General features: G+C 52.6%; 24 protein-coding genes. 19 read left to right on the forward strand and 5 right to left on the reverse strand.

The features are described from left to right. Positions 1 to 31 precede the first annotated feature (31 nt). The 4 genes from NYE24_RS02400 to NYE24_RS02415 all read left to right on the forward strand — a co-directional run bounded on the left by NYE24_RS02400 (position 32) and on the right by NYE24_RS02415 (position 4,027). Complete coding sequence (locus tag NYE24_RS02400; RefSeq protein WP_218639635.1) at positions 32 to 799, forward strand: M15 family metallopeptidase; 768 nt, start codon at positions 32 to 34, stop codon at positions 797 to 799. Between the two features lie 99 nt (positions 800 to 898). Continuing rightward, on the forward strand, positions 899 to 1,678 hold the full coding sequence (locus NYE24_RS02405; protein ID WP_076153998.1) for a stalk domain-containing protein: 780 nt from the start codon (positions 899 to 901) through the stop codon (positions 1,676 to 1,678). A 195-nt stretch (positions 1,679 to 1,873) separates the two neighbouring features. Continuing rightward, positions 1,874 to 2,497, forward strand: a complete 624-nt coding sequence (locus NYE24_RS02410) for a TetR/AcrR family transcriptional regulator (protein ID WP_036694103.1) — start codon at positions 1,874 to 1,876, stop codon at positions 2,495 to 2,497. A gap of 42 nt (positions 2,498 to 2,539) precedes the next feature. Then, the gene (locus NYE24_RS02415; RefSeq protein ID WP_342477923.1) at positions 2,540 to 4,027 is read left to right on the forward strand and encodes a DHA2 family efflux MFS transporter permease subunit; all 1,488 of its coding nucleotides are present in this window, start codon (positions 2,540 to 2,542) and stop codon (positions 4,025 to 4,027) included. 458 nt (positions 4,028 to 4,485) lie between these two features. Here NYE24_RS02415 and NYE24_RS02420 read toward each other — a convergent pair whose 3' ends face one another. Next, positions 4,486 to 5,385, reverse strand: a complete 900-nt coding sequence (locus tag NYE24_RS02420; RefSeq protein WP_342477924.1) for a DMT family transporter — start codon at positions 5,383 to 5,385, stop codon at positions 4,486 to 4,488. Between the two features lie 120 nt (positions 5,386 to 5,505). Between NYE24_RS02420 and NYE24_RS02425 the strand changes: the two genes are divergently transcribed. After that, a complete protein-coding gene (locus NYE24_RS02425; RefSeq protein WP_342477925.1) occupies positions 5,506 to 6,387 on the forward strand; it encodes a LysR family transcriptional regulator in 882 nt (293 codons plus the stop codon). A 71-nt stretch (positions 6,388 to 6,458) separates the two neighbouring features. Here NYE24_RS02425 and NYE24_RS02430 read toward each other — a convergent pair whose 3' ends face one another. Then, a complete protein-coding gene (locus tag NYE24_RS02430) occupies positions 6,459 to 7,772 on the reverse strand; it encodes a transcriptional regulator (protein WP_342477926.1) in 1,314 nt (437 codons plus the stop codon). Between the two features lie 224 nt (positions 7,773 to 7,996). Here NYE24_RS02430 and NYE24_RS02435 point away from each other — a divergent pair, with 224 nt between their 5' ends. The 5 genes from NYE24_RS02435 to NYE24_RS02455 all read left to right on the forward strand — a co-directional run bounded on the left by NYE24_RS02435 (position 7,997) and on the right by NYE24_RS02455 (position 13,528). Further along, a complete protein-coding gene (locus NYE24_RS02435; protein ID WP_342479188.1) occupies positions 7,997 to 9,223 on the forward strand; it encodes a M20 family metallopeptidase in 1,227 nt (408 codons plus the stop codon). Positions 9,224 to 9,252: 29 nt separating this feature from the next. Then, positions 9,253 to 10,092, forward strand: a complete 840-nt coding sequence (locus NYE24_RS02440; protein ID WP_076153995.1) for an enoyl-CoA hydratase/isomerase family protein — start codon at positions 9,253 to 9,255, stop codon at positions 10,090 to 10,092. A 4-nt stretch (positions 10,093 to 10,096) separates the two neighbouring features. After that, entirely contained in the window at positions 10,097 to 10,918 is an 822-nt protein-coding gene (locus NYE24_RS02445) for an enoyl-CoA hydratase/isomerase family protein (protein ID WP_235218397.1), read from the forward strand. A 17-nt stretch (positions 10,919 to 10,935) separates the two neighbouring features. After that, positions 10,936 to 12,144, forward strand: coding sequence for an L-serine ammonia-lyase (locus NYE24_RS02450; RefSeq protein ID WP_342477927.1), 1,209 nt, complete (start codon positions 10,936 to 10,938; stop codon positions 12,142 to 12,144). Positions 12,145 to 12,367: 223 nt separating this feature from the next. After that, positions 12,368 to 13,528, forward strand: a complete 1,161-nt coding sequence (locus NYE24_RS02455) for a Gfo/Idh/MocA family oxidoreductase (protein ID WP_342477928.1) — start codon at positions 12,368 to 12,370, stop codon at positions 13,526 to 13,528. Positions 13,529 to 13,595: 67 nt separating this feature from the next. On the opposite strand, the gene NYE24_RS02460 is transcribed toward NYE24_RS02455, so the two are convergent. After that, positions 13,596 to 14,489 (reverse strand): AraC family transcriptional regulator, encoded by an 894-nt coding sequence (locus NYE24_RS02460; RefSeq protein WP_342477929.1) that lies wholly within the window; start codon positions 14,487 to 14,489, stop codon positions 13,596 to 13,598. A gap of 123 nt (positions 14,490 to 14,612) precedes the next feature. Here NYE24_RS02460 and NYE24_RS02465 point away from each other — a divergent pair, with 123 nt between their 5' ends. Both NYE24_RS02465 and NYE24_RS02470 read left to right on the forward strand, forming a co-directional pair. After that, positions 14,613 to 15,500 carry a sugar phosphate isomerase/epimerase gene (locus NYE24_RS02465; RefSeq protein ID WP_342477930.1) on the forward strand — a complete coding sequence of 296 codons (888 nt, stop codon included), beginning with the start codon at positions 14,613 to 14,615 and terminating at the stop codon, positions 15,498 to 15,500. Positions 15,501 to 15,515: 15 nt separating this feature from the next. Further along, a complete protein-coding gene (locus NYE24_RS02470; protein WP_342477931.1) occupies positions 15,516 to 16,586 on the forward strand; it encodes a Gfo/Idh/MocA family oxidoreductase in 1,071 nt (356 codons plus the stop codon). A 107-nt stretch (positions 16,587 to 16,693) separates the two neighbouring features. Here NYE24_RS02470 and NYE24_RS02475 read toward each other — a convergent pair whose 3' ends face one another. Beyond that, positions 16,694 to 18,631 carry an AraC family transcriptional regulator gene (locus tag NYE24_RS02475; protein WP_342477932.1) on the reverse strand — a complete coding sequence of 646 codons (1,938 nt, stop codon included), beginning with the start codon at positions 18,629 to 18,631 and terminating at the stop codon, positions 16,694 to 16,696. A gap of 197 nt (positions 18,632 to 18,828) precedes the next feature. Here NYE24_RS02475 and NYE24_RS02480 point away from each other — a divergent pair, with 197 nt between their 5' ends. Beyond that, entirely contained in the window at positions 18,829 to 19,380 is a 552-nt protein-coding gene (locus tag NYE24_RS02480) for an SAM-dependent methyltransferase (protein ID WP_342477933.1), read from the forward strand. A gap of 94 nt (positions 19,381 to 19,474) precedes the next feature. Here the strand turns inward: NYE24_RS02480 and NYE24_RS02485 are convergent, their stop codons facing one another. Further along, complete coding sequence (locus NYE24_RS02485) at positions 19,475 to 19,681, reverse strand: DUF1657 domain-containing protein (protein ID WP_341025047.1); 207 nt, start codon at positions 19,679 to 19,681, stop codon at positions 19,475 to 19,477. A gap of 220 nt (positions 19,682 to 19,901) precedes the next feature. Between NYE24_RS02485 and NYE24_RS02490 the strand changes: the two genes are divergently transcribed. The 6 genes from NYE24_RS02490 (at position 19,902) to NYE24_RS02515 (ending at position 25,864) form a co-directional block, all read left to right on the forward strand. Beyond that, a complete protein-coding gene (locus NYE24_RS02490; protein ID WP_076153987.1) occupies positions 19,902 to 20,762 on the forward strand; it encodes a DUF421 domain-containing protein in 861 nt (286 codons plus the stop codon). Between the two features lie 112 nt (positions 20,763 to 20,874). Next, complete coding sequence (locus tag NYE24_RS02495) at positions 20,875 to 21,852, forward strand: aldo/keto reductase (protein WP_341027891.1); 978 nt, start codon at positions 20,875 to 20,877, stop codon at positions 21,850 to 21,852. Positions 21,853 to 22,015: 163 nt separating this feature from the next. Next, positions 22,016 to 22,993: an AAA family ATPase gene (locus tag NYE24_RS02500; RefSeq protein ID WP_076153986.1), complete on the forward strand. Its 978-nt coding sequence runs from the start codon at positions 22,016 to 22,018 to the stop codon at positions 22,991 to 22,993. Between the two features lie 3 nt (positions 22,994 to 22,996). After that, on the forward strand, positions 22,997 to 24,082 hold the full coding sequence (locus NYE24_RS02505) for a DUF58 domain-containing protein (RefSeq protein ID WP_342477934.1): 1,086 nt from the start codon (positions 22,997 to 22,999) through the stop codon (positions 24,080 to 24,082). After that, on the forward strand, positions 24,082 to 25,413 hold the full coding sequence (locus NYE24_RS02510) for a hypothetical protein (RefSeq protein WP_342477935.1): 1,332 nt from the start codon (positions 24,082 to 24,084) through the stop codon (positions 25,411 to 25,413). Before NYE24_RS02505 ends, NYE24_RS02510 begins: the two co-directional genes overlap by 1 nt. A 43-nt stretch (positions 25,414 to 25,456) precedes the next feature. After that, complete coding sequence (locus NYE24_RS02515; protein ID WP_051493368.1) at positions 25,457 to 25,864, forward strand: MerR family transcriptional regulator; 408 nt, start codon at positions 25,457 to 25,459, stop codon at positions 25,862 to 25,864. The last annotated feature ends 31 nt before the right edge of the window (positions 25,865 to 25,895 follow it).

The raw sequence follows: 25,895 nt of genomic DNA on the forward strand, positions 1-25,895 counted from the left end.
TATGGGATGAGGCAGGTGAGGAGTAAGCATCGTGAACAAGCTGCGATATACAGGTACAAGACTCGGATTACTGTTAGGTTCAATGATTGTAAGCGGGGCTGTGCTTCTGGGCGCCATGACAACGGCTACAGCGGCATCCGTGACTCCTGAGACACCGTTTACACCAAGTACAGTTGTGAAGAAAAATAATCTGCCCGGCGGTTTTGTCTATCTGGATGAGATTATTCCCTCGGCGCAATATGAGATCCGTTATTATAGTGAGAATAATTTTACCGGCACCAGAGTGGACGGATATAAGGCACCGCTCGCGATCTTCACGAAGACTGCCGCTGCTGCACTGAAGAAGGTTAGCGAAGATCTGGAGCAGAAGGGTTATATCCTGAGAATCTATGACGCGTACCGTCCGCAGCAAGCCGTCAATCACTTCGTGCGCTGGTCGCAGGATGCTTCCGATCTGAAGATGAAGCCACAGTATTATCCGAAGCTGGACAAGCGCAATCTGTTCAAGCTGGGCTTCATCGCCAAGAAATCGGGGCATTCCCGGGGCAGCACGATCGACTTGACCCTGGCCCAGAAGAGTACAGGCAAGCTGGTGGATATGGGCAGCCCTTATGATTTTTTCGGTGAAATCTCTTACTATAATACGACGCTCATCAGCAGCACCCAGCATGAGAGCCGCAAGATTCTGAAGGATGCGATGACGAAGCAGGGCTTCAAGCCGTACGCCAAGGAATGGTGGCATTTCACCCTGATTAAGGAACCTTATCCGAAGCAATATTTCAACTTCAAGGTGGAGTAGGGCTGTTCCAAAGCTGTACAGAACGGTTAATGAATAATGTAAGGTTAATCTCTGAAGCATGCGTGCATAATATTCTAATACAGGAGAGGTGGGATCGATTTGTTCAAAAGAATCGTAACCGTATTCCTTAGTGTAATGTTATTTGCAGCAGGAGCAGGTGTATTGACCAGTCCTAACGTTAGTGCCGCCGGAAGCTTGAGGATTATCGTGAACGGGCAGGAATTGCAGCTAGGCGGGGGGGCATCGGCCTATACCGACGGAACGGACATTATGCTCCCGCTGCGGGAGACGGCCCAAGCCCTCAAGTATAAGGTCACCTTCAGTGGTGCTACCGGGACGTTCCTGCTGGAACGGTTCCAGGAGAGCGTTCAGTTCAGACTCTCCGGTAAGGAGCTTGTGCTCGACGGCAAGAACAAAGTACCTTTTACAGGCGGCTTTGAATTAAAACAAAAAAAGGCGTACGCGCCGCTGTCTTTTTTTGCAGCAATCGGGTTAGTCACTTCCTATAATCCGGAAACAGACCAGGTTGACGTATACGCACCGGAGGTAATGGCTGGTGCCGTAGCGGGTCTGCTTGTAACCGGTAACTATCCGGCGCTGAAGGAGCGGTATTACGCCAAGGATGCAGAACCCGCTGTTCTTCCGGTGCTCCAGCAGAGCTGGGAAGGGATGAATACGCCGGCGGGCAGCTACCTCGGAGTGAAATCGACCACCAGCACACAGCAGGATGGAGTAATGATGATTGTGAGCGTATTGTCCTTCACCAAAGCGGAGGCCGTACTGACTCTGGAACTGGGCGCTTCAGGTAAGCTCACCAAGCTGACTCTAACGCCGGTTCAGGCAGCCAATGAAGTATTGGCCAGCCCGGCCCAACCCTAGATTCGTATAAGACATAACTTCACTCCCAAGGGAGAATTCCACGGCTTAAGCATAGCTGCAGGAATTCTCCCTTTATATTTCTGTTGACAGAATGCCGGAAAGAGAGTAATTTTAAATTCGAATTAAACAATGTTTAAATCGTTGATTAGATCAATGATTAAGATTCTGTGACAGAGGAGGGCGGCAATCTTCATTATGGCCAAACCGGACGGTAAGACGGATTCAACGGACAAAGATACGAAGCAGATTATTCTGGATGCCACCGTGGACTTAATCCGTGAGGGGGGATTCCGCTGCATCACCCTGCGCAGTATTGCAGCGAGGGCAGAGACCAATCTGGCGCTGGTGAACTACTACTACGGCTCCAAGGAGAAGCTGTTCGGCGATGCGGTGAAGCAGCTTATGGCGACTTTTGACGATGCCTTTAAGGTCCTGGAGGATACATCTTTGCCGCCAAAAGAGCGCCTGAAGCTGTTCTTCACGCGGTACATTGTCAATCTCAACCGCTATCCCGGTATGGCCCGGCAGATGCTTGATCAGCGGCATCATATCATGGGCTCCCACGATGAATATGCGAAATATTCCAAGCTGATGCGGATTGAGCGGATTCTGGACGCACTTGGGGAGATTACCGGAGAACAGGACCGCGATAAGCTCATGATGATGAATTTGCAGATCTACGGGGCGATTGTCTTCCCGGTAATTATGGTGAGCAGTTTCCCGAAGGAGCGTGAGGATCTTCAGGAGATCTTCAGGCTGGCCCCGCTGGAGGAGCAGATTGACGGGTTGTTTGAGCTTTATTTTCACAAGTATAACTAATCATGAATAGAGAGAAGAGTGGACAAGAGAATGTCAAAACCTATGAATCCAAGTAACACCGCAGCAGCAGAGGCGCCGTTCTCTCTGAGAGCTATACTGCCATCCTTGCTGGCGATTATTGTCGGGATGATCATGGTTATTCTGGACAGCACCGCGGTCAATGTGGCCGTTCCGAATCTGGTGCAATATTTCGATACGGATCTGAAGACTGTTCAATGGGCGATCACCGGCTATACACTTGCGCTCGCTGCTGTAATTCCGCTGGCCGGCTATATGACGGACCGGTTCGGGTCCAAGCAGGTATTCCTAACGACCATTGCCATGTTCGTCTTTGGCTCTGTATTATGCTCTGTAGCTCAGACTTCGGGGCAGCTGGTTCTATTCCGCGTTATTCAAGGTCTTGGCGGCGGCATGGTCGCTCCGATCGGGATGGCGATGGTCTTCAGACTCGCTCCGGCAGAGCGCAGAGGCTCTATCATGGGAATGCTCGGTATTCCAATGCTGCTGGCTCCGGCCCTGGGGCCGATTCTTTCGGGCTGGCTGGTGGAGTATGTAAGCTGGCACTGGATTTTCCTGATTAACCTGCCAATCGGTATTGTAGGTATTATTCTGGGCCTTAAATATTTGCCGGTGACCGAGAAAAAGGGAAGAGCCCACCTCGATATCCTCGGAATCATTCTGGCTCCGCTCGCCTTCTCGATGCTGGCTTATGGCGTCAATCAGGGCGGCGGGGAGAGCTGGACTTCAACCGGGGCTATCGTAGGCTTGTCGGTTGGCGGAACCGCGTTGATCGTCTTTGTCATTGTTGAACTGCTGCAAAAGCATCCGCTGCTGGAGCTGCGCGTCTTCCGTTCCTCGGACTTCACGCGCGGGATTATTCTGTCCTGGGTCACACAGGCGGCATTGTTCGGCTCCATGCTGTTCGTTCCGCTGTATCTTCAGCAGATCCGCAATTACACGCCGCTCGAGACGGGTCTGATCCTGCTTCCCCAGGCGCTGGCTTCCGGAGTAGGGATGCCGCTGGGCGGCCGCTTGTTTGACAAAATCGGTGCACGTCCGCTGGTATTCGTAGGTCTCAGCATTATATCGACGGCCCTGTTCCTGCTCTCTGGAGTTACAGTAGACACCAGTCTTCCTATTATTATGCTGTGTCTGGTGATGATGGGCCTCGGTATGGGTCTGTCGATGATGCCGGTCAACACCCATGTTCTGAACTCTGCGCCGCGTGAATGGGTGAACCGGGTTACCCCGCTTACCGCCGCTGCCCAGCAGGTTGTGGTATCGTTCGCTGTTGCCGGTATGACCGGGTACCTGACCAGCCAGATTACCGTGCATATGGATAAAATGACCGCCGGAAGTAATCCGCTTGCCGCTGCCGTACAGGGCTTCGGGGATGTCTTCTTCCTCTCGGGCTGCATCGCCGTAGCCGGAGTGGTGCTCAGTCTGATTCTGCGCCGTCCAAAGACAGCAGGCGCTGCACCTTCTCCTGAAGAACAGCAGACGGATGCCGCCATGATGATGGGGCATTAACCGGTTGTAGCTGCTATGTAAGATAATCGTTATAGACTAACAAAGAACGTCCCTGACTGCCGGTTGGCAGGGGGGCGTTTTTTTGGTTTTTGGATGATCTGGTGGGGCATGAGCTATAGAGGTCCGTGGGTTCGAGCCGGATGTATATGGGAAACTGAATACAATGGGCGGGTGCGAGGGTGCATGGGAGGACGCTGGACCAGTTGAAGTCTGGGGAGCAAAATGAAGAGCACTAATGCACCTGAATATGCTCGATGTGGGCAAAAAGAGCAAATGAGGTGCACTAATACCCCTGAATACGCGAGATGCTGGCTAAAGGAGCAAAATGAGGAGCACTAGTGCACCTGAGTATGCTAGATGCGGGCTAAAGTGGAAAATGAGGTGCACTAATGCACCTCAATCGTCTGTTGCTTCAATAAATAAGCGGTTGGCTAAGGCTGGCACATACATTTGCTAAGCTATAAGTGCGCCCTCCGCTTCTTCAGCAGCCTTGCCGGAGGAACCATATGCAGCTTGCCCAGCAGCTCGGAGGCCAGAATCCCCAGCAGGACAAGAGCGGCACCAGTATAGCCCTGAAGCGAGAGCTGTTCGTGTACGAACAAGTAGCCGAAGAAGGCAGCGAATACCGGCTCCAGTGCGAAGATCAGACCGGTGCGGGTCGGTGTTGTGTACTTCTGGGCAACCGGCTGCAGGATGAACCCGCAGGCGCTGCAAAAGATCCCCAGAGCCAGAATCGCGATCCACCCCGGAAGGGTGGACGGCAGCGAAGGGGTCTCGAAGATAGCGGATAGAATCAGAGCATAGCCCCCGGCGAAGCCGAGCTGCAGAATGCCGATATTCAGCGAGTCGCAGGTCTTAACCGCCCGGCCCGTCACTAGAATCTGCACCGCATAGAATACTGCGGACAGAATACAGAGGAGATCACCGGGCTGGACTTGCAGCGATCCGTTCAGCGTAAGCAGCCCGATGCCGCTGATGGCGAGCACGGCGCCGAAGATCTGCGGGGGCGCGACTTTTTTGCGGAAGACCAGAACCTCCAGCATCGGAACGAACACAACGGTCATAGCGACCAGGAAACCGGCATTAGAGGTCGTAGTGGTCTTCAGTCCGAAGGTGATGCAGGTGAATACGCCAAGCAGCAGGAAGCCGAGCAAGGCTCCGTATTTCAAGGTTCGGGCATCCATACTGCGCAGCCGTTTGCGGAAGAGCAGCCCCGCCAGGATGAACGCAAGCCCGAAGCGCAGTGCGATCAGATTGAATTCTCCCAGTGTACCCAATCCCAGCTTCATGAACAGGTAGGAGGAGCCCCAGAATAGTGTTACTACAATGAGCATTAGCTCGGCCTTAAGCGGCTTCATTCAGTCATCATCCTTCTTTATTTCAAGTGAATATAGTATAATACGCACGAATACATAAGGTAACTGAATGTTTATCATAGGATACATGAGGAATTATCATGTTAAGTGAGGGGGCTGGACATGAGTCTGATTAAGTACGAAGTGTTCCTGAAAGTGGTGGAGCTGGGCAGTCTAACGCGGGCCGCAGATGCGCTGGGCTTCACCCAATCCGGAATTAGCCACACGCTGAGCAGCCTGGAGCACGAGTTCGGCTTTCCGCTGCTGGTGCGCAGCCGGTCGGGGGTAAAGCTGACGGTGAACGGGGAGCAGGTGATGCAGCCGATCCGGGAGATTCTGAACTGGAATGAGCAGCTTAAGCAGCAGGTAGCGGATATTCATGGTCTGGAGACGGGGACGATTACCATAGGAACCTTCACGAGTGTCTCTGTCCATTGGCTGCCGGACATCATTAAGGAGTTCCGCCGGGAATTTCCTTACATAGAGTTCAAGCTGATGGAGGGCGGGTATCTGGAGATTGAGCAGTGGATCGAGGCTGGGGTGGTCGATTGCGGATTCCTATCATTGCCGACAAGGGAGCGGTTCGAAGTCATTCCGCTAAAGCAGGACCGGATGCTGGCGATTCTCCCGCTCAGCCATCCGCTGAGCAAGTCCCCCTATATGCCGCTGGCTCAGATCGCCTACGAGGACTTCATCATTCCGAAGCCCGGTTCGGATTATGATGTACAGCGGGTGCTGGAGAAGGCGGGCATCAAGCCGAACATCAAGTTCTCGGCCGGGGACGATTACGCCATTATTGCCATGGTAGAAAAAGGTCTGGGCATGAGCATTCTCCCGGAGCTGGTCACCCGGTTCCAGTATGAGCGTGTAGCCATGCTTGAGCTGGAGGAGCGCAGTTTCCGTTCGCTTGGTATCGCGGTCAACTCGATGAAATATGCTTCACCTGCCACCCGGCGGTTCTTGCAGCATGTGCAGCACTGGTCGTCCAGCCAAGGCGTAATTTGAATGTTAAAAAAGCGCAAAAAGGCATGTTTTCAAAATTGAAAACATGCCTTTTTGCCAAGTGAATCCGCGTATCATCCGCTTAATTTGCGCCCTTCATTGTCGAGAAACAACAGCTCGTAGTATTTTTTGGGCCGCCCCTTACTGTTGTCCCTTTTTTCAAATACCGTTTGTACTTGTTTACTTTCCTCAATTTTGTTAAGAATTCGGTTGGCACCTTTGACGGTCATGGACAGGCACTGTGCAACATCCTCAGAGGATAGCTTATTGGTTCGCATGATTGCTGCATAGGATATGATTTTCTGTAAATTGATGTTGTTGATTCCGATCCTTTTGGCTAAGGCGATGATTTCCGGGTCCCCCTGTTCAGAGAACTGGATGACATTCATGCTCCGCATGGGGCCGGCAACCTTCTGATTCTCGTCTATGAAAAAGCTGGAACTGCCCGTATAGGCTTCGGCCTGTCTGTGAGCCTTGGTAGCGTTAACGTTCGCTTGAAAATATTCATGCCCCGAGCCCCACCCGATCTTCACCTTGCCCTGTATACGCTCCTCCAGATACTCCAGCAGGCTACAGTTATGCGCGTTAGAGGTGATTCTCATGAAATTGCCGTAGGTGGTGTACAGTCTGACAAAGCCTTCTGAGATTTGGGCCGTGTCTGCCAGATTTACGCTGCGCAAAAAATTGCCGACCAGGACTTTCAGCTCATGAAGCTCCTCTTCGGAGGAGTGCTGCTCATTTTGGACCGATAAACATGCGACCACTGCCCTCTGGTTCTTAAGCTTGAGGATGGTAATTTCGTTAATAATCTCGCTGATGGTCTCTTTAACGTTCTCCAAAGTGGGCCGGATTAAGATATATTTGACGCCGTGCTTTTGGAGTTCTGGAACAAAGTGACCGAAGGCTGTAATGGACAGGTCTATTTTCTTAGCTTCCCACAGCGTGATATGGTTCTCCAGCATGATCTCCACACGCTCCAGCAAATTTCCGCTGCTAACGGGCTTTCCTTCATGAGTCAGATATTGCTGGAATTCGCTGAAAGAATCGATGACATACGCATAATCCACATAGACTCGGGAGATATCAAGCTCAGGTTCTGTAACCAGCAGCCGGAAAAGCTCTCTGTACAGCAGATTCTCATCATCATGCAAAATGTGAACAGGTACCTTATCGTCAAGGCATTCCTTGTCTATGGCCTCGTAAAGCATCCTCCCGCTGATCACAAATCCATCCACCGAATCCAGGTTTTTGAGATAAATGTCCGTTGTTTCGCGGAAGTTGCTGATGGTAAGGAAGCGGAACTGGCACAGGGGCCGCATTTCTTCTTCAATGGATCGGAAGTAATCCATATGGGACTCTGGCGTGATAATACCCAGCTTGATTTTCATAATTGATTCCTTTCATGAACAGTTCAATCAAAAGAGTTATATCACAATAAATGTGATATTACAATGTTCCGGCGGCCTACTGAAATAATGTTCTTAAAATGTCTAAAAGTATCTTGACAGTGGATGAATTTATAAGTACGATAAACATGTTCTCAAAAAGTCTTAAAATACAAAGGAGGAATGCCTACACTGTTCTTACGTTCATTTAATTTATGCTTTGGGAGATGTTCATTGTGAGTGTAGAAGCTGAAGACTTAATGAGTATGGCTCATCAGCTGCAGGACAAAATGGTCATGTACAGGCATCATCTTCATGCGATTCCTGAGCTTGATCTAAGTTTGCCTAAGACAACTGCATACGTAAAAGAGGCTTTGGAGTCGATGGGTCTTAAGCCCACTCCCATAGGAGAATCAGGGTTAACAGTTACCATTGGCGGACAGCATGAAGGGAAGGTGGTTCTGATCCGTGCGGATATGGACGCTTTGCCCATTCCAGAGGAAACGGAGCTCTCTTACGCGTCGTTGAATGGAAATATGCATGCCTGTGGGCATGACATGCACACTTCCATGCTGCTGGGGGCGGCGGAGATTCTGAAGGCGAGCGAAGAGCAGCTTCGCGGGACAGTTAAGCTTATGTTCCAGCCGGGTGAAGAGACGCTGCACGGAGCACAGATGATGCTGGAGAATGGGATTCTGGACAATCCCAAGGTGGATGCAGCCATGATGCTCCATGTGTTGACCGGAATGCCGCTTCCTATCGGACAATTTGTTGTGCCTGAGGAAGGGGGAGCGATCTCTGCTTCTTCGGATTGGTTCGAAATCATCATCCGCGGAAGGGGCTCACATGGAGCGATGCCCGAGGCCGCAGTGGACCCCTTAAATGTGGCTGCTCATCTTCATCTGGCGCTGCAGGGTATCCTCAGCCGGGAAATTTCGCCGATTGAACATGCAGTGCTTACCATCGGCGTGATGGAAGGCGGCACTACGAACAACGTGATTCCCGATACGGCCAGATTGAAAGGCAGCGTGCGCACATTTAACGCCGCATTGCGGGATAAAATGGAGACCCGTATCCGTGAAGTTACCGCAGGCATTGGAGAAACTTTTCAGGCCAAGGTGGAAGTGATCTATACGAGAGGCTGTCCTGAAGTGAAAACGGATGGCGGGCTTAATGAGCAAATGAGGGCTTCGATTGCAAATACCTTCGGCGATGGCTCCTATATTGGTATAACTGAGCTGATACCCGGCGGTAAATTAATGGGCTCGGAAGATTTCGCCTTTGTCTCACAGGCAGTGCCAAGTACCACGGTGTTTCTTAACGCAGGCAATATGCAAGATGGTTATAGTTATCCTGTACACCATCCAAAGACGATGTTCTCGGATGAGGTGCTTCATAGAGGGGCTGCGGCTTACGCAGCTTTTGCCAGAGACTGGCTTGAAAGTAACAGATAAGCTCTAAACCAAACTTAGGAGGAATTACAATGACAGAGAGACGTATGATTGGACCCACCAAATTCGAAGAGTACTCGGAGAAATACAAGGAATTCCTGTTAATGACCCGCCGTGACGGAATCATTGAAGTGCGTCTGCACACCGATGGAGGCTCGTACACGCACAATTGGGAAGCTCATACCGCCTGGTCTCATGCCTGGTCAGATATTGGCCGTGACCCTGAGAACGAAGTCATGATTATTACGGGAACTGGGGATAAATGGTTGATCGGCGACCCAGAGGTCTGGAATACGAAATTCATGGACTGGCCGAAGCAAAAGAAGCTCGAACAGTATCATGAATCACTGAGACTGCTTGAAAATCTGATCTTCTGCATCGACATTCCGACGATCGGGGCGGTCAACGGGCCGGGAACGCACTGTGAACTCGCAACACTCTGTGATATTACCATTTGTACGGAAGACGCTGACTTTTTCGATCCGCATTATCTGGGAGGCACGCCTCCAGGAGATGGAATGCTGCTGACACTGCAGAACATGATCGGTTTCAAAAAAGCTGCCTACTACGCCTACACCGGCAAGAATATCAATGGTCAGACCGCCTTGGACCTGGGTATCGTCAGTGAAGTTCTGCCCCGTGAAAAGCTTCTTCCGCGCGCATGGGAGCTTGCGGAGATGATCATGCAGGCACCGCGTTCAACGAGACATCTGTCTCACTCCATCATCTCCCGTCCATGGAAGCAGGCCCTGGTCGCCGATCAAGGATTCCAGCTGGCCCACCAGATGTACGACATGGCCATAGATGAAGAAGGAGCGCTGGAGCGGCTGAAGAAAATGCAAGGACGCCTGATGGGCAACGATGTTCAATAGAGAGATGACTGGACCTACTAGACTCGAAGAATACTCTGAGAAGTACAAGGACTTATTCCTCATGACCCGCCGTGACGGTATTCTCGAAGTGCGGTTGCACACTCACGGGGGACCTTTACAATTCGACTGGCCGGTCCAAGCCGCATATGGTCAGATATGGTCAGATATTGGCCGTGATCCTGAGAATGAAGTCATGATTCTCACAGGGACAGGAGAGTTGTGGCAGACCGGCAATCCTGAAGTCTGGACCACCAAATTCATGGATTGGCCGAATCGCCGGAAGCTAGAGATGTATCATGAATCACTTAGAATGATTGAAAATATGGTTCATTGCCTGGACATCCCCACGATTGGGGCGATCAATGGCACAGGCGCACACTGGCAATTGGGAACGCTTTGTGATATTACCCTTTGTACGGAAGCCACAGCGTTCTTCGATGCCCATTATCTGGGCGGTGTACCGCCCGGAGATGGAATCGTTCTGGCACTTCAAAGGATTGTGGGAACCAAGAAAGCGGCATACTATGCATACACGGGCTTGAACATTAATGCTCAAGAGGCATTAGATCTCGGTATGGTTAGCGAGGTGCTGCCTCATGATCAACTTCTTCCACGGGCATGGCAGCTGGCAGAAATGATCATGCAGGCACCCCGCTCTACGAGACATCTTACTCATTCGATTGTGTCACACCCGTGGAAACAAGCTTTTGCAGAGGATCAGGGTCTTCAGCTTACCCACCAATTGGTTGACATGGCTATGGATGAAGAGGGGATTCATGAGCGGTTGATGAAGCTTAAGGAACGTTTTCAGAGTAATGACAACTGAGAAGGGATAAGGGTGCTATGAGATCGTTGACTGAGCTATATAAGATTGGCAGCGGACCGTCAAGCTCCCATACCATGGGGCCGGAGAAAGCGGCCAGAATCTTCAAATCGGAAAATGAAGACGCAGACCAGTTCAAAGCGTTGATCTATGGTTCCCTTGCCAAAACAGGCAAAGGCCATATGACGGACAAGGCTATTCTTCGGGCATTGTCACCCGCTTCAGCGGAGGTTGAATTTGTTCCACAGCCTGACTTTGTTCTGCACCATCCCAATACGATGGACTTGTTCGCTTACAAAGACGGTCAGCAAACCAATTCCATGCGTGTTGTCAGCATCGGCGGCGGGGATATCGTGATTGAGGGACGGGAGGAGACGCTTGGATCTGAAGTCTACCCGGAGAACAGCTTTGCCGAGATCAGTACCTTTTGTAAAGCGAAGCATATCCGCCTAAGCGATTATGTTGAGCAGCGTGAAGGCCCGCAGATCTGGGAGTTCCTCCAAGGCATCTGGGAAGCGATGAAGCGGTCGATCGACGAGGGGTTATCTGTCACAGGGATTCTGGAAGGCGGGCTTAATGTTGAGCGCAAGGCGCAATATTTATATCATCAGGGGCATGTGGATGAGAGCCCGGAGACGCGGGAGAACCGGATCGTCAGCGCGTACGCTTTTGCCGTCAACGAACAGAATGCGGCCGCTGGTACAGTCGTAACGGCTCCAACCTGCGGGGCCTGCGGTGTTGTACCCGCCTCGCTCCGTTATATGCAGGAGAAGATGGAGGTCCCGGACGAACAGATCCTCCGGGCACTGGCTGTCGGCGGGCTTATTGGTAATCTGGTGAAGCAGAACGCCTCCATCAGCGGCGCTCAGTGCGGCTGCCAGGCGGAGGTGGGTACGGCTTGCTCTATGGCAGCGGCTGCACTGGCTGAACTGTCCGGTATGGAAATCGACCAGATTGAGTATGCGGCGGAGGTAGCCATGGAGCACCACCTGGGGTTAACGTGTGATCCGATTAACGGACTGGTGCAGATCCCTTGCATTGAGCGGAACGCTGTCGGCGCGATGCGGGCGATCAATGCGCTTAGCCTGGCTAAGTTCTTGTCGGGTACCCGTAAAATATCCTTTGATCTGGTTGTTCAGACGATGTATGAGACAGGCCTCGATATGAACAGCAGGTACCGTGAAACTTCTGAAGGCGGGCTTGCTAAGTTCTACAACATGGGCAGTTAAATGAAAATGATACCGCAGTAGATGAAGGATTAATTCCAAGCTTGTGAATAAGACAAGGAACGTCCCTTGCTGCCGGTTGGCAGAGGGGACATTTTTTTCGTTTGGCGGGAGATCTGTAGGGCGGACCTCACTGTAAGGCAAGAAGGGATTTGACTAAAGTGCAGCATGAATGAGAAAATGTATGCGTGTACATCGAGTAGTCTATTCAGTGAGGAGGCACCAAATGAAACAGCTGCGCATTGGAATGATAGGTTATAAATTCATGGGCAAGGCCCACAGCAACGCTTACCGCAGTCTGCCCATGTTCTTCCCGAAGGCCGTCAAGCCGCAAATGTCGGTCATCTGCGGACGCAATGAGGAGGCTGTACAAGAAGCGGCGGCACAGCTTGGCTGGTCGGAGAGCGTGACCGACTGGAAAGACCTGATCGCACGCAGCGATATTGATCTGGTCGATATTAATGCGCCAAGCAATGCCCATAAAGAGATTGCCCTGGCGGCTGCGGCCGCAGGCAAGCATATCTTTTGCGAGAAGCCGCTGGCCCTGAATCTGGAGGATTCCCGCGAGATGCTGGAGGCTGCCGAAAAGGCTGGAATTGCACATATGATTGGCTTCAACTACCGTTTCTCCCCGGCGGTACGGCTGGCGAAGCGGCTGATTGAGAGCGGCCGGCTGGGCCAAATCTATCACTTCCGCGCGTGGTTCCTGCAAGACTGGATTCTTGATCCGGAATTCCCGCTGGTCTGGCGGCTCCAGAAGGAGGTTGCCGGTTCGGGATCGCATGGTGATCTCGGGGCGCATCTAATTGATCTGGCTCATTTCCTGGTCGGAGATATAGAGGAAGTTATAGGCATGAGCGAGACCTTCGTCAAGGAGCGTCCGCTGGCTACGGAGATGACCGGTCTCAGTGCCAAGGCAGGCAAGGATGCACCACGTGGTCCGGTAACCGTGGACGATGCGACCTTGTTCCTGGCCCGGTTTGCCAACGGTGCTTTGGGCAGCTTTGAGGCAACGCGTTTTGCTGCCGGACACCGTTCGACCAATTCCTTCGAGATCAACGGCAGCCTGGGCAGTGTGAAATTTGATTTTGAACGGATGAATGAGCTGGAGGTCTATCTGACCTCGGATGACGAGGATGTGCAGGGCTTCCGCCGTGTGCTCGCCACCGATCCGTCCCATGATTATGCGGAAGCCTGGTGGCCCCCGGGCCATACGATCGGATTCGAGCATACCTTCATTCATGAGATGCTGGAGCTGTCGAATGCCATTGAGGAAGGGCGCCAGCCGGAGCCTAACTTCAACGACGGCGTGAAATGCCAAGCAGTGCTGGAAGCGGTCGACCGTTCGATTGAGCAGCGGCGCTGGGTTACGATATCTGAGATGTAAGCTGAAGACAGAGAAACACCGCCGGGGGATAGTGGCCGGCGGTGTTTTTTGGGCTTGAAACGCCCGCTTACTCCTGCTTCCGTGCCTGGGAAGGGGTTAGACCCTTGTACTGCTTGTACAGCTTAGTGAAGTAATTCGGATTGTCACAGCCGACCCGGCCTGAGATCTCGGTAATCGTCAGGTCCGTCTCCAGCAGCAGCCGCTGCGCCTCATCCATTCTGCAGAAATTCACATAATCGATGAACGTCCGCCCGGTGAGCTTCTTGAAGGTTTTGCAGAAATGAAAAGGGTTCAGATTCACGAACCTGGCAGCGGCCTCAATCGACATCTTCTGATCTGCGTGGTTCTCCAGGTATTCCAGCAGCGGCTTGAAGCGCTCCCGGTGGATCGAATGGCGTTCGCTGTGCTCCCGCTCGCTGCGTTGCCGGGCCGGGAAGGCCCGGGACATCAGGGTGAAGAACAGGTGCAGCTGATTCTTCACCACGAGTTGAAAAGCCGGCTGCTTGGCCTCCACTTCGGCAATCACCCGCTCCAGCAAATGATAATACGCAGCGCATTCAGGCTGCTGGGCGGCAGGCATGACCGGGAATTGATTCAGATTATTGAGGTACGGAGCTACGAATTGCTCATGCTGGGAATCCTGGTTCCGGTCCTTGAACAGCGAGGCATGGAACACAATCGAGACATAAGAGAGGTCACCACTGCACAGGCTATAGCCGACATGAAGCCCGCCGGACGGCACCATCAGGACATCCCCCGGCCCGGCCTCGTAAGGCTTGCTGTCCACATGAAAAATGGCCTGACCTTCGCGCATAATGATGATCTCGAAATGCTCATGCCAGTGCAGAAACAAGATGTTCTGCTCAGGCGACACCTCCCGGCAGGTGTTGAAGAATAGACGGAACGGATACGTTTTCTCTTCCAGCCTTGGATATTCCTTAAGTTCCTTCGGATAGGTCATCTTTATTCAACTCCCGCAAGATTCAGCTAGTTTAGCACAAGATAAGTAGAGATTTTGCCCAAAATGAGCGATATACTAGGAATGTTGCATTAACTATAAACCAATATTGGAGTGGCATACAAGATGCAGGATACATTAAGAATCGGAACACTGGTTGGAGGCGGGGATGCGCTCAGAGTCATTCCGCAGATTATTGGACATGGATTCGAGTCCTTCAGCTTAACCTTTTGGCAGACTACAGGGACTACTGATTTGGAGGAAACAGCGGCACGGGTGCGTGAACTGGCTGCGGAGCATGATTTCACGATTTCTTCAGTCGGCATATTTGGGAATCCGCTTACAGGGACAGGCGACAATTCAGATACGGTTGCCAGCTGGGAACGGCTGATCGACCATGCCCATTTGTTCGGGACGGATCTGGTCTCCGGCTTCACCGGACGTCTGCCCGGCGTATCTATAGATGAGTCGATTCCGAAGTTCGCTGAGGTGTTCGGTGAGCTGTCGAAGCGGGCGGCGGAGCGCGGGGTCAAGATTGCTTTTGAGAATTGCTCGATGGATGGGAACTGGCGGGCAGGGGACTGGAATATTGCGCATAACCCTACTGCCTGGGAGAAAATGTTCAACGCCGTGAATGCCGATAATCTCGGCCTGGAATGGGAGCCCTGCCACCAGATGGTGCAGTTGATTGACCCGATCCCGCAGCTGCGCAAATGGACGGACAAGATCTTCCACGTCCACGGCAAGGACGCAACCATCGCCTGGGATATTATCAAGGAATACGGAATCCACGGGCCTAAGCCTTATGTGTGGCACCGGACGCCGGGCTTCGGGGATACGAACTGGACAGATGTGATCACGATTCTCCGTCAGGCCGGGTATAAGGGAACGATCGATATTGAAGGCTGGCATGACCCTGTCTATCGTGACGATCTGGAGATGACCGGTCAGGTCCATGCACTGAATTATCTCAAAACCTGCCGGGGCGGCAGCTTCATCCCGAACCCGGTGTAACTGGAGGAAAAAGTTATGACAGCAGGACATCGTGTGGTTGTGGCGGGCTGCGGGGCTATGGCTAATGAGTGGATCAGCTATGCTCTGAAGCATGCTGATGGAATAGAGATTGTAGCACTCGTGGATATTCGGCGGGAGTCCGCTCAGGCCATGGCAGAAAGGCACGGGCTTACTTGCCCGGTATTTACTGAAGTGGAGCAGGCGATTGTGGATACAGCAGCTAATCTGGTATTTGATGTGACGGTGCCGGCCAGCCATTACAGTATTGCCAGCAGTGCGCTTGAGGCCGGTTGCCATGTATTCGCGGAAAAGCCGCTGGCGGAGACGATGGAGCAGTGCAATTCGATCGTCAGCATCGCTGAACGTACTGGCAGGAGCCATGCGGTGATGCAGAACCGCCGGTATGATCCGCGCATCCGTTCTTTGCGGGAGCTGATAACTTCAGGGGTTATAGGGCGGACAGGCTCTATCAGCGCGAATTTCTTTCTGGCTCCGCATTTCGGCGGTTTCCGGGATGCGATGGATAGCCCGCTGCTGCTGGATATGGCGATCCACACTTTCGATCAGGCGCGCTATATCAGTGGCGCTGATCCGGTAAGTGTATATTGCCAGGAATTCAATCCGCCGGGATCATGGTATGCAGGGAATGCGGCGGCGGTCTGTATTTTTGAAATGTCGGACAGCACCGTGTTCTGTTACCAGGGCTCCTGGTGTGCAGAAGGCGCGCCTACATCATGGGAAGCGTCTTGGCGGGTTCAAGGTGAAAAGGGCGCTGCGATCTGGGATGGCCGGGATCTTCCGTATGCTGAGGTGATTAGCGCCGGGAGTGAACACTCCGGCCAGTTCCTCCATGAATTCGAGCGCGTCGAAGCGCCGGAGGTACAGATGGAGGAGACCTTCCACCAGGGCTGCCTCGATGAAATGTTTCGTTCGCTGGCAGAAGGCCGTCCGGCCGAGACGGATTGCCGCGATAACCGCTACAGCATGGCCATGGTGCTGGGCGCTCTGGAGAGTGCGCGGACAGGCCGCAAGCTGAGCATTGCCGAATTCATAGAAGGCGGCGAGCTGGCGGGGAGTAAGGCGTAGGGGATTTTAGCAGGGGAAGCAAAATGGAATGCAAAAAGGCATGGGGGAAAACCCCATGCCTTTTCTTTTACCGCCGTCACTGGTCACTAATCTGCTTGTTGGTCTGGTTATTTATCCGTCCCCAGTAACAAGTTCACAACCGTTTCCAGCTGCTGCTCCAAAGAATAGGGGTCCTCCATGACAAATTCATCATGATAATTATCCCCGTATAAAAATACTTTGCCATTCTTCACGGCAGGTACACTTTTCCATATGTCACTTTCCATTGCTTGGTTTGTAATCTCAGCATCGCCATTATATACAAAGATATAATCACCTAAATATTCAGGCAGCACCTCAAGTGAGATCGATTCGAACCCCTCTTTCATATGTAAGGCACTTTCTGTTGGAGGCAGCTGCAGCATTTCGTAAATAGTGGAGGAACCATAATTTCCGCCCGTTGCTGCTAACACATATACTGTTTTTTCGGCAAACTGAACGATGGATACCGTCTCCCCTTCCTTAATGACGTTAGATACCTTTGACTTTGCTTCAACAACCTTCTGTTCGTATTCCGCAATCCAATCCTCTGCCTGCTGCTCTTTTCCGAATATCGTGGCTACGCTTCTGAATTTATCAAGCGGTCCGGCTGTTGATAACTCCTCCCAGTATGGCAGAAAAACAGTGGTGCCGATCTTCTCATATTGGTCAACGTAATCTTCGATGGAACCGATAATGAGGTCTGGCTCCAGCATCGTCAATTTCTCCAGATTCATCGGGAATTCCCCTAAATCTTCGATTTTATCGAGTGTTTCTTGGGGAATCTCCGCCTTGTCCATCCAGCCTTCGTCGAGCATGAACGTTCTGGCTCCGACAGGGACAATGCCCAGTTTCAACAAATGGCCCATATATTGGTCTGCCGCGACTTTTACCGGCTCTGCGGGTACTTCAATGTCTCCTCTTGGTGTGGTTACGATCCTTGTCTTAGAACTTTCTTGCGAGGCAGCCGGACTTGCCTGATTTACGTTATTGTTCCCGTTGCTTGAATCCTTCGCCGCTGTGTTCGTCCCGTTGGAGCAAGCACTGAGCAGCAGGGAGCCGCACAGCAGGATAGCAGCCATGGCTACTGATCTGGTTGGTTTAAACATATGTATATCCCCTTTATCCGTATTGTGATAATGATTATCATTATTAATATACAGATCCGCACTATGTTCAGAAATAGAGGATGTGGGGAAGTTTAATGGACTTTCAGCAACTTTGTGCTGCTGCAGCTTCCTATTTCTATGATGAGCAGGGGCTTCACCCTTTCGCTTTTTATAAATCCTGCTGAAATAATACACGTCTTTATACCCGACGCTTGCCGCAATCTCCCCGACAGAAGCATTAGTTGTCATTAGAAGCTCTGATGCAAGGTCAAGGCGGTAGCGGATTAAGTAGTCTATCGGACTGATGCCTGTATGCTCTTTGAATAAGGATGATAGGTGATAAGCACTGAAATTGAACACTTCCGCAAGTGAATCTAAGGTAATAGGTTCCGCATAATACTCCCGGATATAAGTGATTACCTGGACTGCAACAGAAGTTGTTCTGACCTCGGTCTCATGCTCTTGCAGGCGCAATTCCTTTAACGTCAGATGAACGAACTGGTAAAAAAGTGCTTTTACATGAAGACGCTCTTCCGGCTGATCCCATTTCTGATACATCTGCTGAATTTTGTTATACAGTAAAAGCGGAGCCTTAGGGCTGAAACAATACTGCTCTTGAAAAGGATTCGCTTCATGGAGCAAGGCTTTGTAGTAAATGATATAGTAAATAAATTTATCACTTACCGGTAGGATGTTTAGGGTAGCCCCTTCGCCGCAATGTAAAAGTTCAAATCCTGTACAAGCAAATTCAGCCTGGGCTGTCTGAACTTGTGCGCTCCCCTGTACCGACAGCAAAAATAGATTGGCAGGTATTATGAATGGAGGAAGAACTTCGCCTTGCGCTAACTCCTTCTGCCGGATATTCACCAGTGTAATTGCAGCCTGATCCCAAAGTAATAATTGATTGCTGATGTGCATGATGCGATATACCCCTCCGTAATCTGTCTACTTCTCATTTTAAATGATAACCATTATCAATGACAGTCTGAATAATACTTGCTAAATTGAAAGTCACATAAATCCATATCAATCTCACATCGCTGCATTCCAGATCTGTGTAATGAAGCCTAGAATAAATACCAGATAGTGGATGTAACGAACAAGGGGGAATCGCGATGGATGAGCAGTTGAAAGTTGTGATTGGGAGCGGCGGAAGCCGGCATAACCAGGGGTGGCTGCATACGGAGGAGAGGGAGCTTAATCTTTTACAAGAAGAACAGTGGGCCATCAGCTTCAAGAAAAGCTCCATACAAGCAATCCTTGCGGAGCATGTCTGGGAGCATCTGACGTATGAGGAGGGGATACAGGCGGCAAGAATCTGCTATCCTTATCTGGCCCCTGGCGGGTATATCCGCTGTGCTGTGCCGGATGGGTATTTTCCCGATGAAGCTTATCAGAAGATTGTACAGGTCGGGGGACCGGGTCCCCTCGATCATCCGGCGGCGTCCCACCGTATCGTACATAATTACAATACCCTGCGAGGCATGTTCACGGCTGGCGGCTTCGAGGTCAAACTGCTGGAGTATTGCGATGAATCCGGGCAGTTTCATTATAACCACTGGGATGAGGGCGGAGGGTTTATCTACCGTTCCAGGCGCTTTGACCACCGCAATTCAGAGGGAAGGTTAGGCTTTGTCTCGCTGATTGTGGATGCCGTTAAGAGATGACACATTGCATTCGCACGTGATAAAAAGGCTGATCCCCGCAGCAGCAGGATTCGCTACGCTAAGATCAGCCTGTCTTTCATTTAGCCCGCCCGGGCTAGAAGCCCCGGTACTGCGGTTCTTCCTTTTCCAGCTCGGTTACGCGTCCTTCCACCTGCTGGACAATCTGCTGAGTCTGCTCGGCCGCTTGGGTGAACAGAGTCTTAGCTTCCTCGTTTTGGGTCTCCATGGCGAATTGCTCCAGGCTGGCCTGGGCGCTTTTCAGCGAAGCTACGCAGGTCTTGACTTGTGAGGCGACAGTCATCAGGCTTTCCCTCCTCCATATTATAGAAATGGATCATCATCCACGGATTCTAGTATCTGCATTCCCGCTGCTCATATTCTGGAAAATAAATCTATACTCACGAGAGCATAATCAGCCGGAACAAAATCTTATGGTTAATTCACCCCTGGTTTGACAAATACTGAAGCAGAATGCCTGAGCACACAGAGCATGAAATATCACAATACAGGGGGTTATTCGAATGCCTGAAGCGCTGGAGGTTGTCTTACGGACCTTGTTTGCGGTGGTCGTCTTGTTCTTTCTCACTAAACTTCTGGGGAAGCGGCAGGTTTCGCAGCTGTCGTTCTTTGAGTACATTACAGGCATCACAATAGGCAGTATTGCGGCATATATCTCGCTGGATACGGACAAAACCTGGCATCTGGGCCTAATTGCTCTAGGCGTCTGGGTCGGCTGCTCCCTGCTGATTGAGTTCCTGCAGATCAAGAGTAAGAAAGCCCGCGATTTCATTGACTTCAAATCGACCGTGCTGATCAAGGACGGCAAGATTCTGGAGGACAATATGAAAAAGGAGCGGATCAGCACGGATGAGCTGCTGGAAGAGCTGCGCAAGAAGGATGTCTTCAAATTGGCCGATGTTGAGTTTGCCATTATGGAGTCGGACGGGGCAATTAACGTACTCCAGAAGAAGGAGAATCTGCCCCTGACCGCCAAGGATCTCGGGGTTAAGGTAGCGCCGGAGAAAGAGACACTGGCTGTCATCATGGATGGTGAGATTATGGACGAACCGCTGGACAGCATGAATCTCTCCAGGGCGTGGCTTAAGGATGAGCTGGACAAAATGAACCTGACCGTAAAGGACGTCTTCCTCGGCCAGGTGGATTCCTACGGTGAGCTGACCGTGGATCTGTATGCGGATAATGTGAAGGTGCCGCAGCCGCAGGATAAACCTCAGCTGTATGCGCTGCTGAAGAAATGCGAAGCCGATCTGGAGCTGTTCGGTCTGTCCACCAAGAACAAAGCGGCGAAGCAAATGTACGGAAATTGTTCAGAGCAATTGCAGGAGCTGCTGCAGAAGCTGAAGCCGTTTATCCAGAACTGACAGCAGTTGACCAAGCGGACAACAGGGGAGGTTTTCCATTCGGGCGCTGTAGAGGTATACTATAATCGATTTCATAGGATCTATTTCAAATATAGGGAGGATGCTGCCGATTATGGACTATGTGAAGCTGGGGAAGACCGGACTGGAAGTATCACGAATCTGCCTGGGGTGTATGAGCTATGGGGTGCCGGAACGCGGAACCCATTCTTGGTCGCTGAGTGAGCAGGAGAGCCGGCCGTTTATCCGCAAAGCTCTGGAGCTGGGCATTAACTTCTTCGACACGGCTAATATCTATTCGGATGGGACCAGTGAAGAGATTGTCGGACGGGCCCTCAAGGAGTTCGCCTCCCGTGACGAGATTGTGCTGGCCACCAAGGTGCATGGCCGCATGCGTACCGGCCCCAATGGCGGAGGACTGTCGCGCAAAGCCATCCTGAGCGAAATCGATCATAGCCTGAAGCGGCTGGGCACAGATTATGTGGACCTGTATCAGATTCACCGCTGGGACCCGTCCACTCCGGTTGAGGAGACGATGGAAGCCCTGCATGATGTGGTAAAAGCGGGCAAAGCCCGCTACATCGGCGCTTCCTCCATGCCTGCATGGCAATTCCTCAAGGCACTGCATACCGCAGAGCGCCATGGCTGGACCCGGTTCGTGTCGATGCAGAACTATGTGAACCTGCTGTACCGGGAGGAGGAACGGGAGATGCTGCCGCTGTGTGAAGCGGAAGGCATCGGGGTAATTCCTTGGAGTCCGCTGGCCCGCGGCCGGCTGACCCGGGACTGGCAGGAGACGAGCACCCGCTCGGAGAGTGATCAGTTCGGCAAGCTGCTGTATTCACAGACGGAGGAACCGGACCGGCTGGTGGCCCTGCGGCTGAAGGAGATTGCGGAGCAGCGGGAGATTCCCCGTGCACAGGTGGCACTGGCTTGGGTACTTCAGAAGAAGCCTGTCACAGCGCCGATAGTTGGAGCAACCCGGATGAGCCATCTGGAGGATGCCGCCGCAGCGGTATCGGTCACCCTCACTGATGAGGAAATCCGGCGGCTTGAGGAGCCTTATGTACCTCATCCGGTAATGGGCTTTTAGCACTGGCATTATATGATAATGTGACTTGAACAGGAGCCGGATGACGGCTCCTTATTTGTTTTTTATAGCTTGGAATACTAGCTATTATATAATGTAGGCGCTTTCTGGTATGATTAGCTTATATGTACATACCTTTTTTTGGAATAGGATGGTGTTATTATTCATGAATCTTCAAGAAGCAACCGCTCTAATTGATTCAATCCGAAGTAATCTGGCACAAGTTATTGTCGGCAAGGAGGGCGGCGTGAACCTGCTGCTGACCGCCTTGCTGGCGAATGGTCATGTGCTGCTGGAGGATGTGCCTGGAACCGGAAAGACGCTGCTCGCCAAAACACTGGCCCGTTCCCTGGACTGCACTTTCAAGCGGATTCAGTTCACACCCGACCTGCTGCCGTCCGACTTAAGCGGCATCAATTACTATAATCAGAAGACCGGCGAATTTCAATTCCGCCCGGGCCCGGTATTTGCCAGCATTCTGCTTGCGGATGAGATCAACCGGGCAACGCCGCGCACCCAGTCCAGCCTGCTGGAGTGTATGGAGGAGCGGCAGATTACGATTGACGGCGTGACGCATGAGCTGGAGCGGCCGTTCCTGGTTATTGCTACCCAGAATCCGGTGGACAGCCAGGGGACCTTTCCGCTGCCTGAAGCGCAGCTGGACCGGTTCCTCATGCGGATTACCAGCGGGTATCCGTCATTTGAGGAAGGGGTACATATCCTCCAAAGATTCCGCCAAAATAACCCGCTGGAGGATACCGCTGCGGTGGCCACGGCCCGGCAGATTCAGGACATACAACGTCTGGCTGCGGAGGTTGCCGTCAGTGACGAGCTGCTCGCTTATATGATGCGCGTGGTCGAGGCCACCCGCACCTCTCCGGCGGTCCGTCTGGGAGCAAGTCCCCGGGCAGCTTTTGCCTTGCTGCGTGCCTCGCAGGGGTACGCACTGATCCAGGGCAGAAGCTACTGTATACCGGATGATATCAAAGAGGTTGCAGTTTCTGTGCTGGCGCACCGGCTGATTCTTCAGCGTGGTCCCGGAGTCCGTGAAGGCCAGTCGGCAGAGGTAGTGCTTCAGGTGCTGCGTGAAATCGAGGTACCTGCTGAACCTGCGGTCCTGTCCAGAGGCGGAAGGGTGGAGTGATCCATGTCGCTGCCGTGGTTCATTGCAAGCACGTTCATTCTGCTGGTCTTGATCTCGCTGATCTATGACCGGAATGCACTGAAGAAGGTCAGCTATACCCGTTACTTCTCTGCCAAAGCGGTGTACGCCGGAGAACAGGTAGAGATGGTTGAGGAGATTCTGAACAAGAAGCTGCTGCCGCTGCCTTGGCTGCGGCTGGAATCCAGCATAGCTAAGGGGCTTGAATTCGGTAACCAGGAGAATCTGGGCATCAGCAGCGGAGAGATTTCCCAGAATCATGTTAGCCTGTTCTTCCTGAGGTCTTTCCGCCAGATCAAACGGCGTCATAATATCACTTGCAGGGAGCGGGGGCTGTTCGTCCTGGAGACGGCAACCATGACTACCGGCGATCTGTTCGGACTGAGCCGCAACGCCAAGACCTTCCCGCTTCATCTGGAGCTGCTGGTCTACCCCGGATTGCTGCGTTTCCATGACCTTCCGTTGCCGGTTCACAGCTGGCTTGGAGAGCTGCCGGTCAAACGCTGGATTGTCGAAGATCCGTTCCTGACCGCCGGTACAAGAGAGTACAGCGCAGGGGATTCCCTGGCGAGCATTAACTGGAAGGCGACTGCCCGGACAGGAAGTATGCAGGTGCATCAGAAGGATTACACCGCCGATTCCCGGCTGGTTATCTGCCTGAACGTAGAGACCAGTGAGTCCATGTGGAGAACGGTTACCGATGTGCAGCGCATAGAGCTGGGTATCCGCTATGCGGCGACTGTAGCCGAGTATGCGATCAGCCACGGGATTGAGGTCCGGCTGCTCAGCAATGGAAGACTGGACGGCAGCGGGGCGAGAGATTCGGTGGACACCTGGTCCATTGCCCATACCGAGGAGTTCCTTGGCCTGCTGGCCAGACTGAATCTGGACCGGACTGTGCCGATGAGCAGGCTGATGGAGATTGAAGCGGACAAGGGTGAGGGAGATATGGATTATCTGATCATCACCTGCCACCGGGGGGCAGAGCTGCAGTTGGCAGCGTCAGGGTTAAGCTTCCTCGGGAACGGTGTAGAGTGGCTGGATATTCCGGCAGAAGGGGGCGGTGAGTGATGACTTCCCGAATCCCGGATGCCTTCAAAGAAAATTTCGCCATATGGATGTCAGCCCTCATCGAATGGCTGCTGCTGCTCCCCGTATGGCTGGTACTCCAGACTTATTTCCAGCCGGAGGCCGAGGCGCTGCGCTGGATCTATCTGCTGCCGGTACTGGCCGCAGCTGGTGTACTGCTGCGGAAGATATGCAACTGCCGCTGGAAGCAGCTGCTGGCGGCGCTGGTTCTCGGAGCTATTACAGTTGCATTAACCGGTACGCTGACACTTATGGGCCTTCCGCTGGCAGCCGGAGCGGCAGTGTCTGCCTTCCTTGGTATGACGGCAGCCACACGGGTGAACCGGCTGTGGCTGTACATCAGCGGGATTATCCTTTATTTTGTCGCTTCGATTGCCTTCCCGCGCATACCCGGTCTCCAGCCGAGTGCAGCGGTGCTCACCTGGAGCGGCAGCCTATGCCTGATCCTGGCACTGCTGGCTACGAACAGCACCCACCTGCGTTATAGCTCCTTGAACGGAGGTGCAGGAAATCTGCCACAAGGACTTCGGCGGCATAACCGGATGTTCGTGGTCGGTTTCATTATCCTGGCAGCACTGCTTGCGGCGGGGGGCGGTAAGGCGGTAGGAATGCTGCTATGGAATATGACGCGGGCATTCTTCGCCTGGCTCAGCCGGTTATCCTCCGGTTCCGAGGAGGCACCGCCAGCAGAAGCACCGCCTGCGGCCATCCCTGCCATGCCTGCAGCGGAGCCGGGTGAACCGGGCTTGCTGTCGATGATTCTAAATATAGGCTTTTATATTCTAGGAGCGGCAGCTATTCTTGCGGTACTCTATTTTATCCTACGTTGGTTATACAGAAATACAGGAGGCATCCTGCGCAGAGCGATGGACAGGCTGTTGTCCCTGCTGCGCAGAGAGACGCCAGCGGTTTCGGGGTATCAGGATGAGGAGACCAGCCTGTTCAACTGGGAGCAGACCGTTCAGGACTTCCGCCAATATGTGCGCTCCAAGCTGACACCAGCCAGCCGCCGCGACCGCTGGGAGGGGATGGACGGAAGCCGCGAGCGCATCCGCTGGCTCTACCGGCACTGGCTGCGGGCCAGACATGCGGAAGGGTATGAGGTGAAGCCCTACCTGACCCCGCAGGAGACAGCCGCCGATGTAGCCGCCTGGTCGCAAGGCCAGAAGCGTGCGAACAAGCACTCTGGCAGCGGGCAACCCGCCCACGACCGGCTACTCAGCCTATATAACAAGGCCCGCTACACCGAGGAGGCGTTGTCTGAACTTACTGCCGCTGAGGCGGCAGCGCTTAAGGAGCAGTTGAAGCTGTAGCTGAATCATTACATTCAGTGAATACGGGAAAGGAGCGGCAGGCATGACTCTTTATCTGCGCGGTGAACTGGCTAAAGAGGCTCAGATTAATTTAGAGACGCTCAGATTCTATGAGAAGAAAGGGCTGATTCCGCTGCCTCAGCGTTCAGCAGGCGGGTATCGGCTGTATCCGGAGGAGACGCTTCTCCGGATTGCTTTTATCCGTAATGCCAAGAACTGCGGGTTCACACTTCAGGAGATTAAGAAGGCACTCGTTAAATCTGCGGACCGCAGCATCGGAATCGATGATTTCGCCCAAGTCATTGAGCGGAAGATCGCCGCTGTTGATCTGGAGATTGCCCGGAGGAACGAGACACGCAGTCGGCTTGAAGCGTTAAAGTCCGGTCTTCTGTCTCAAGACAGGCACCCGGGCGTGGAGGATACGCTTACTATGTTGAACATGAATGATTAACCCGCTGTCACCTGTAATGCTGGAGGAATTG

Source organism: Paenibacillus sp. FSL H7-0350 (assembly GCF_038593195.1).
In the GTDB taxonomy this organism is placed as follows: Bacteria; Bacillota; Bacilli; order Paenibacillales; family Paenibacillaceae; genus Paenibacillus_AQ.

Excerpts from the sequence above, each read along its gene's own strand:
- NYE24_RS02485 (WP_341025047.1), bottom strand. The coding sequence starts at position 19,681 with ATGACTGTCGCCTCACAAGTCAAGACCTGCGTAGCTTCGCTGAAAAGC.
- NYE24_RS02450 (WP_342477927.1), top strand. The coding sequence starts at position 10,936 with ATGAGATCGTTGACTGAGCTATATAAGATTGGCAGCGGACCGTCAAGC.
- NYE24_RS02505 (WP_342477934.1), top strand. The coding sequence starts at position 22,997 with ATGTCGCTGCCGTGGTTCATTGCAAGCACGTTCATTCTGCTGGTCTTG.
- NYE24_RS02475 (WP_342477932.1), bottom strand. The coding sequence starts at position 18,631 with ATGCACATCAGCAATCAATTATTACTTTGGGATCAGGCTGCAATTACA.
- NYE24_RS02440 (WP_076153995.1), top strand. The coding sequence starts at position 9,253 with ATGACAGAGAGACGTATGATTGGACCCACCAAATTCGAAGAGTACTCG.
- NYE24_RS02435 (WP_342479188.1), top strand. The coding sequence starts at position 7,997 with ATGTTCATTGTGAGTGTAGAAGCTGAAGACTTAATGAGTATGGCTCAT.
- NYE24_RS02410 (WP_036694103.1), top strand. The coding sequence starts at position 1,874 with ATGGCCAAACCGGACGGTAAGACGGATTCAACGGACAAAGATACGAAG.
- NYE24_RS02460 (WP_342477929.1), bottom strand. The coding sequence starts at position 14,489 with ATGACCTATCCGAAGGAACTTAAGGAATATCCAAGGCTGGAAGAGAAA.
- NYE24_RS02425 (WP_342477925.1), top strand. The coding sequence starts at position 5,506 with ATGAGTCTGATTAAGTACGAAGTGTTCCTGAAAGTGGTGGAGCTGGGC.
- NYE24_RS02420 (WP_342477924.1), bottom strand. The coding sequence starts at position 5,385 with ATGAAGCCGCTTAAGGCCGAGCTAATGCTCATTGTAGTAACACTATTC.
- NYE24_RS02500 (WP_076153986.1), top strand. The coding sequence starts at position 22,016 with ATGAATCTTCAAGAAGCAACCGCTCTAATTGATTCAATCCGAAGTAAT.
- NYE24_RS02430 (WP_342477926.1), bottom strand. The coding sequence starts at position 7,772 with ATGAAAATCAAGCTGGGTATTATCACGCCAGAGTCCCATATGGATTAC.
- NYE24_RS02415 (WP_342477923.1), top strand. The coding sequence starts at position 2,540 with ATGAATCCAAGTAACACCGCAGCAGCAGAGGCGCCGTTCTCTCTGAGA.
- NYE24_RS02510 (WP_342477935.1), top strand. The coding sequence starts at position 24,082 with ATGACTTCCCGAATCCCGGATGCCTTCAAAGAAAATTTCGCCATATGG.
- NYE24_RS02465 (WP_342477930.1), top strand. The coding sequence starts at position 14,613 with ATGCAGGATACATTAAGAATCGGAACACTGGTTGGAGGCGGGGATGCG.
- NYE24_RS02480 (WP_342477933.1), top strand. The coding sequence starts at position 18,829 with ATGGATGAGCAGTTGAAAGTTGTGATTGGGAGCGGCGGAAGCCGGCAT.
- NYE24_RS02455 (WP_342477928.1), top strand. The coding sequence starts at position 12,368 with ATGAAACAGCTGCGCATTGGAATGATAGGTTATAAATTCATGGGCAAG.
- NYE24_RS02470 (WP_342477931.1), top strand. The coding sequence starts at position 15,516 with ATGACAGCAGGACATCGTGTGGTTGTGGCGGGCTGCGGGGCTATGGCT.
- NYE24_RS02495 (WP_341027891.1), top strand. The coding sequence starts at position 20,875 with ATGGACTATGTGAAGCTGGGGAAGACCGGACTGGAAGTATCACGAATC.
- NYE24_RS02490 (WP_076153987.1), top strand. The coding sequence starts at position 19,902 with ATGCCTGAAGCGCTGGAGGTTGTCTTACGGACCTTGTTTGCGGTGGTC.
- NYE24_RS02445 (WP_235218397.1), top strand. The coding sequence starts at position 10,097 with ATGACTGGACCTACTAGACTCGAAGAATACTCTGAGAAGTACAAGGAC.
- NYE24_RS02515 (WP_051493368.1), top strand. The coding sequence starts at position 25,457 with ATGACTCTTTATCTGCGCGGTGAACTGGCTAAAGAGGCTCAGATTAAT.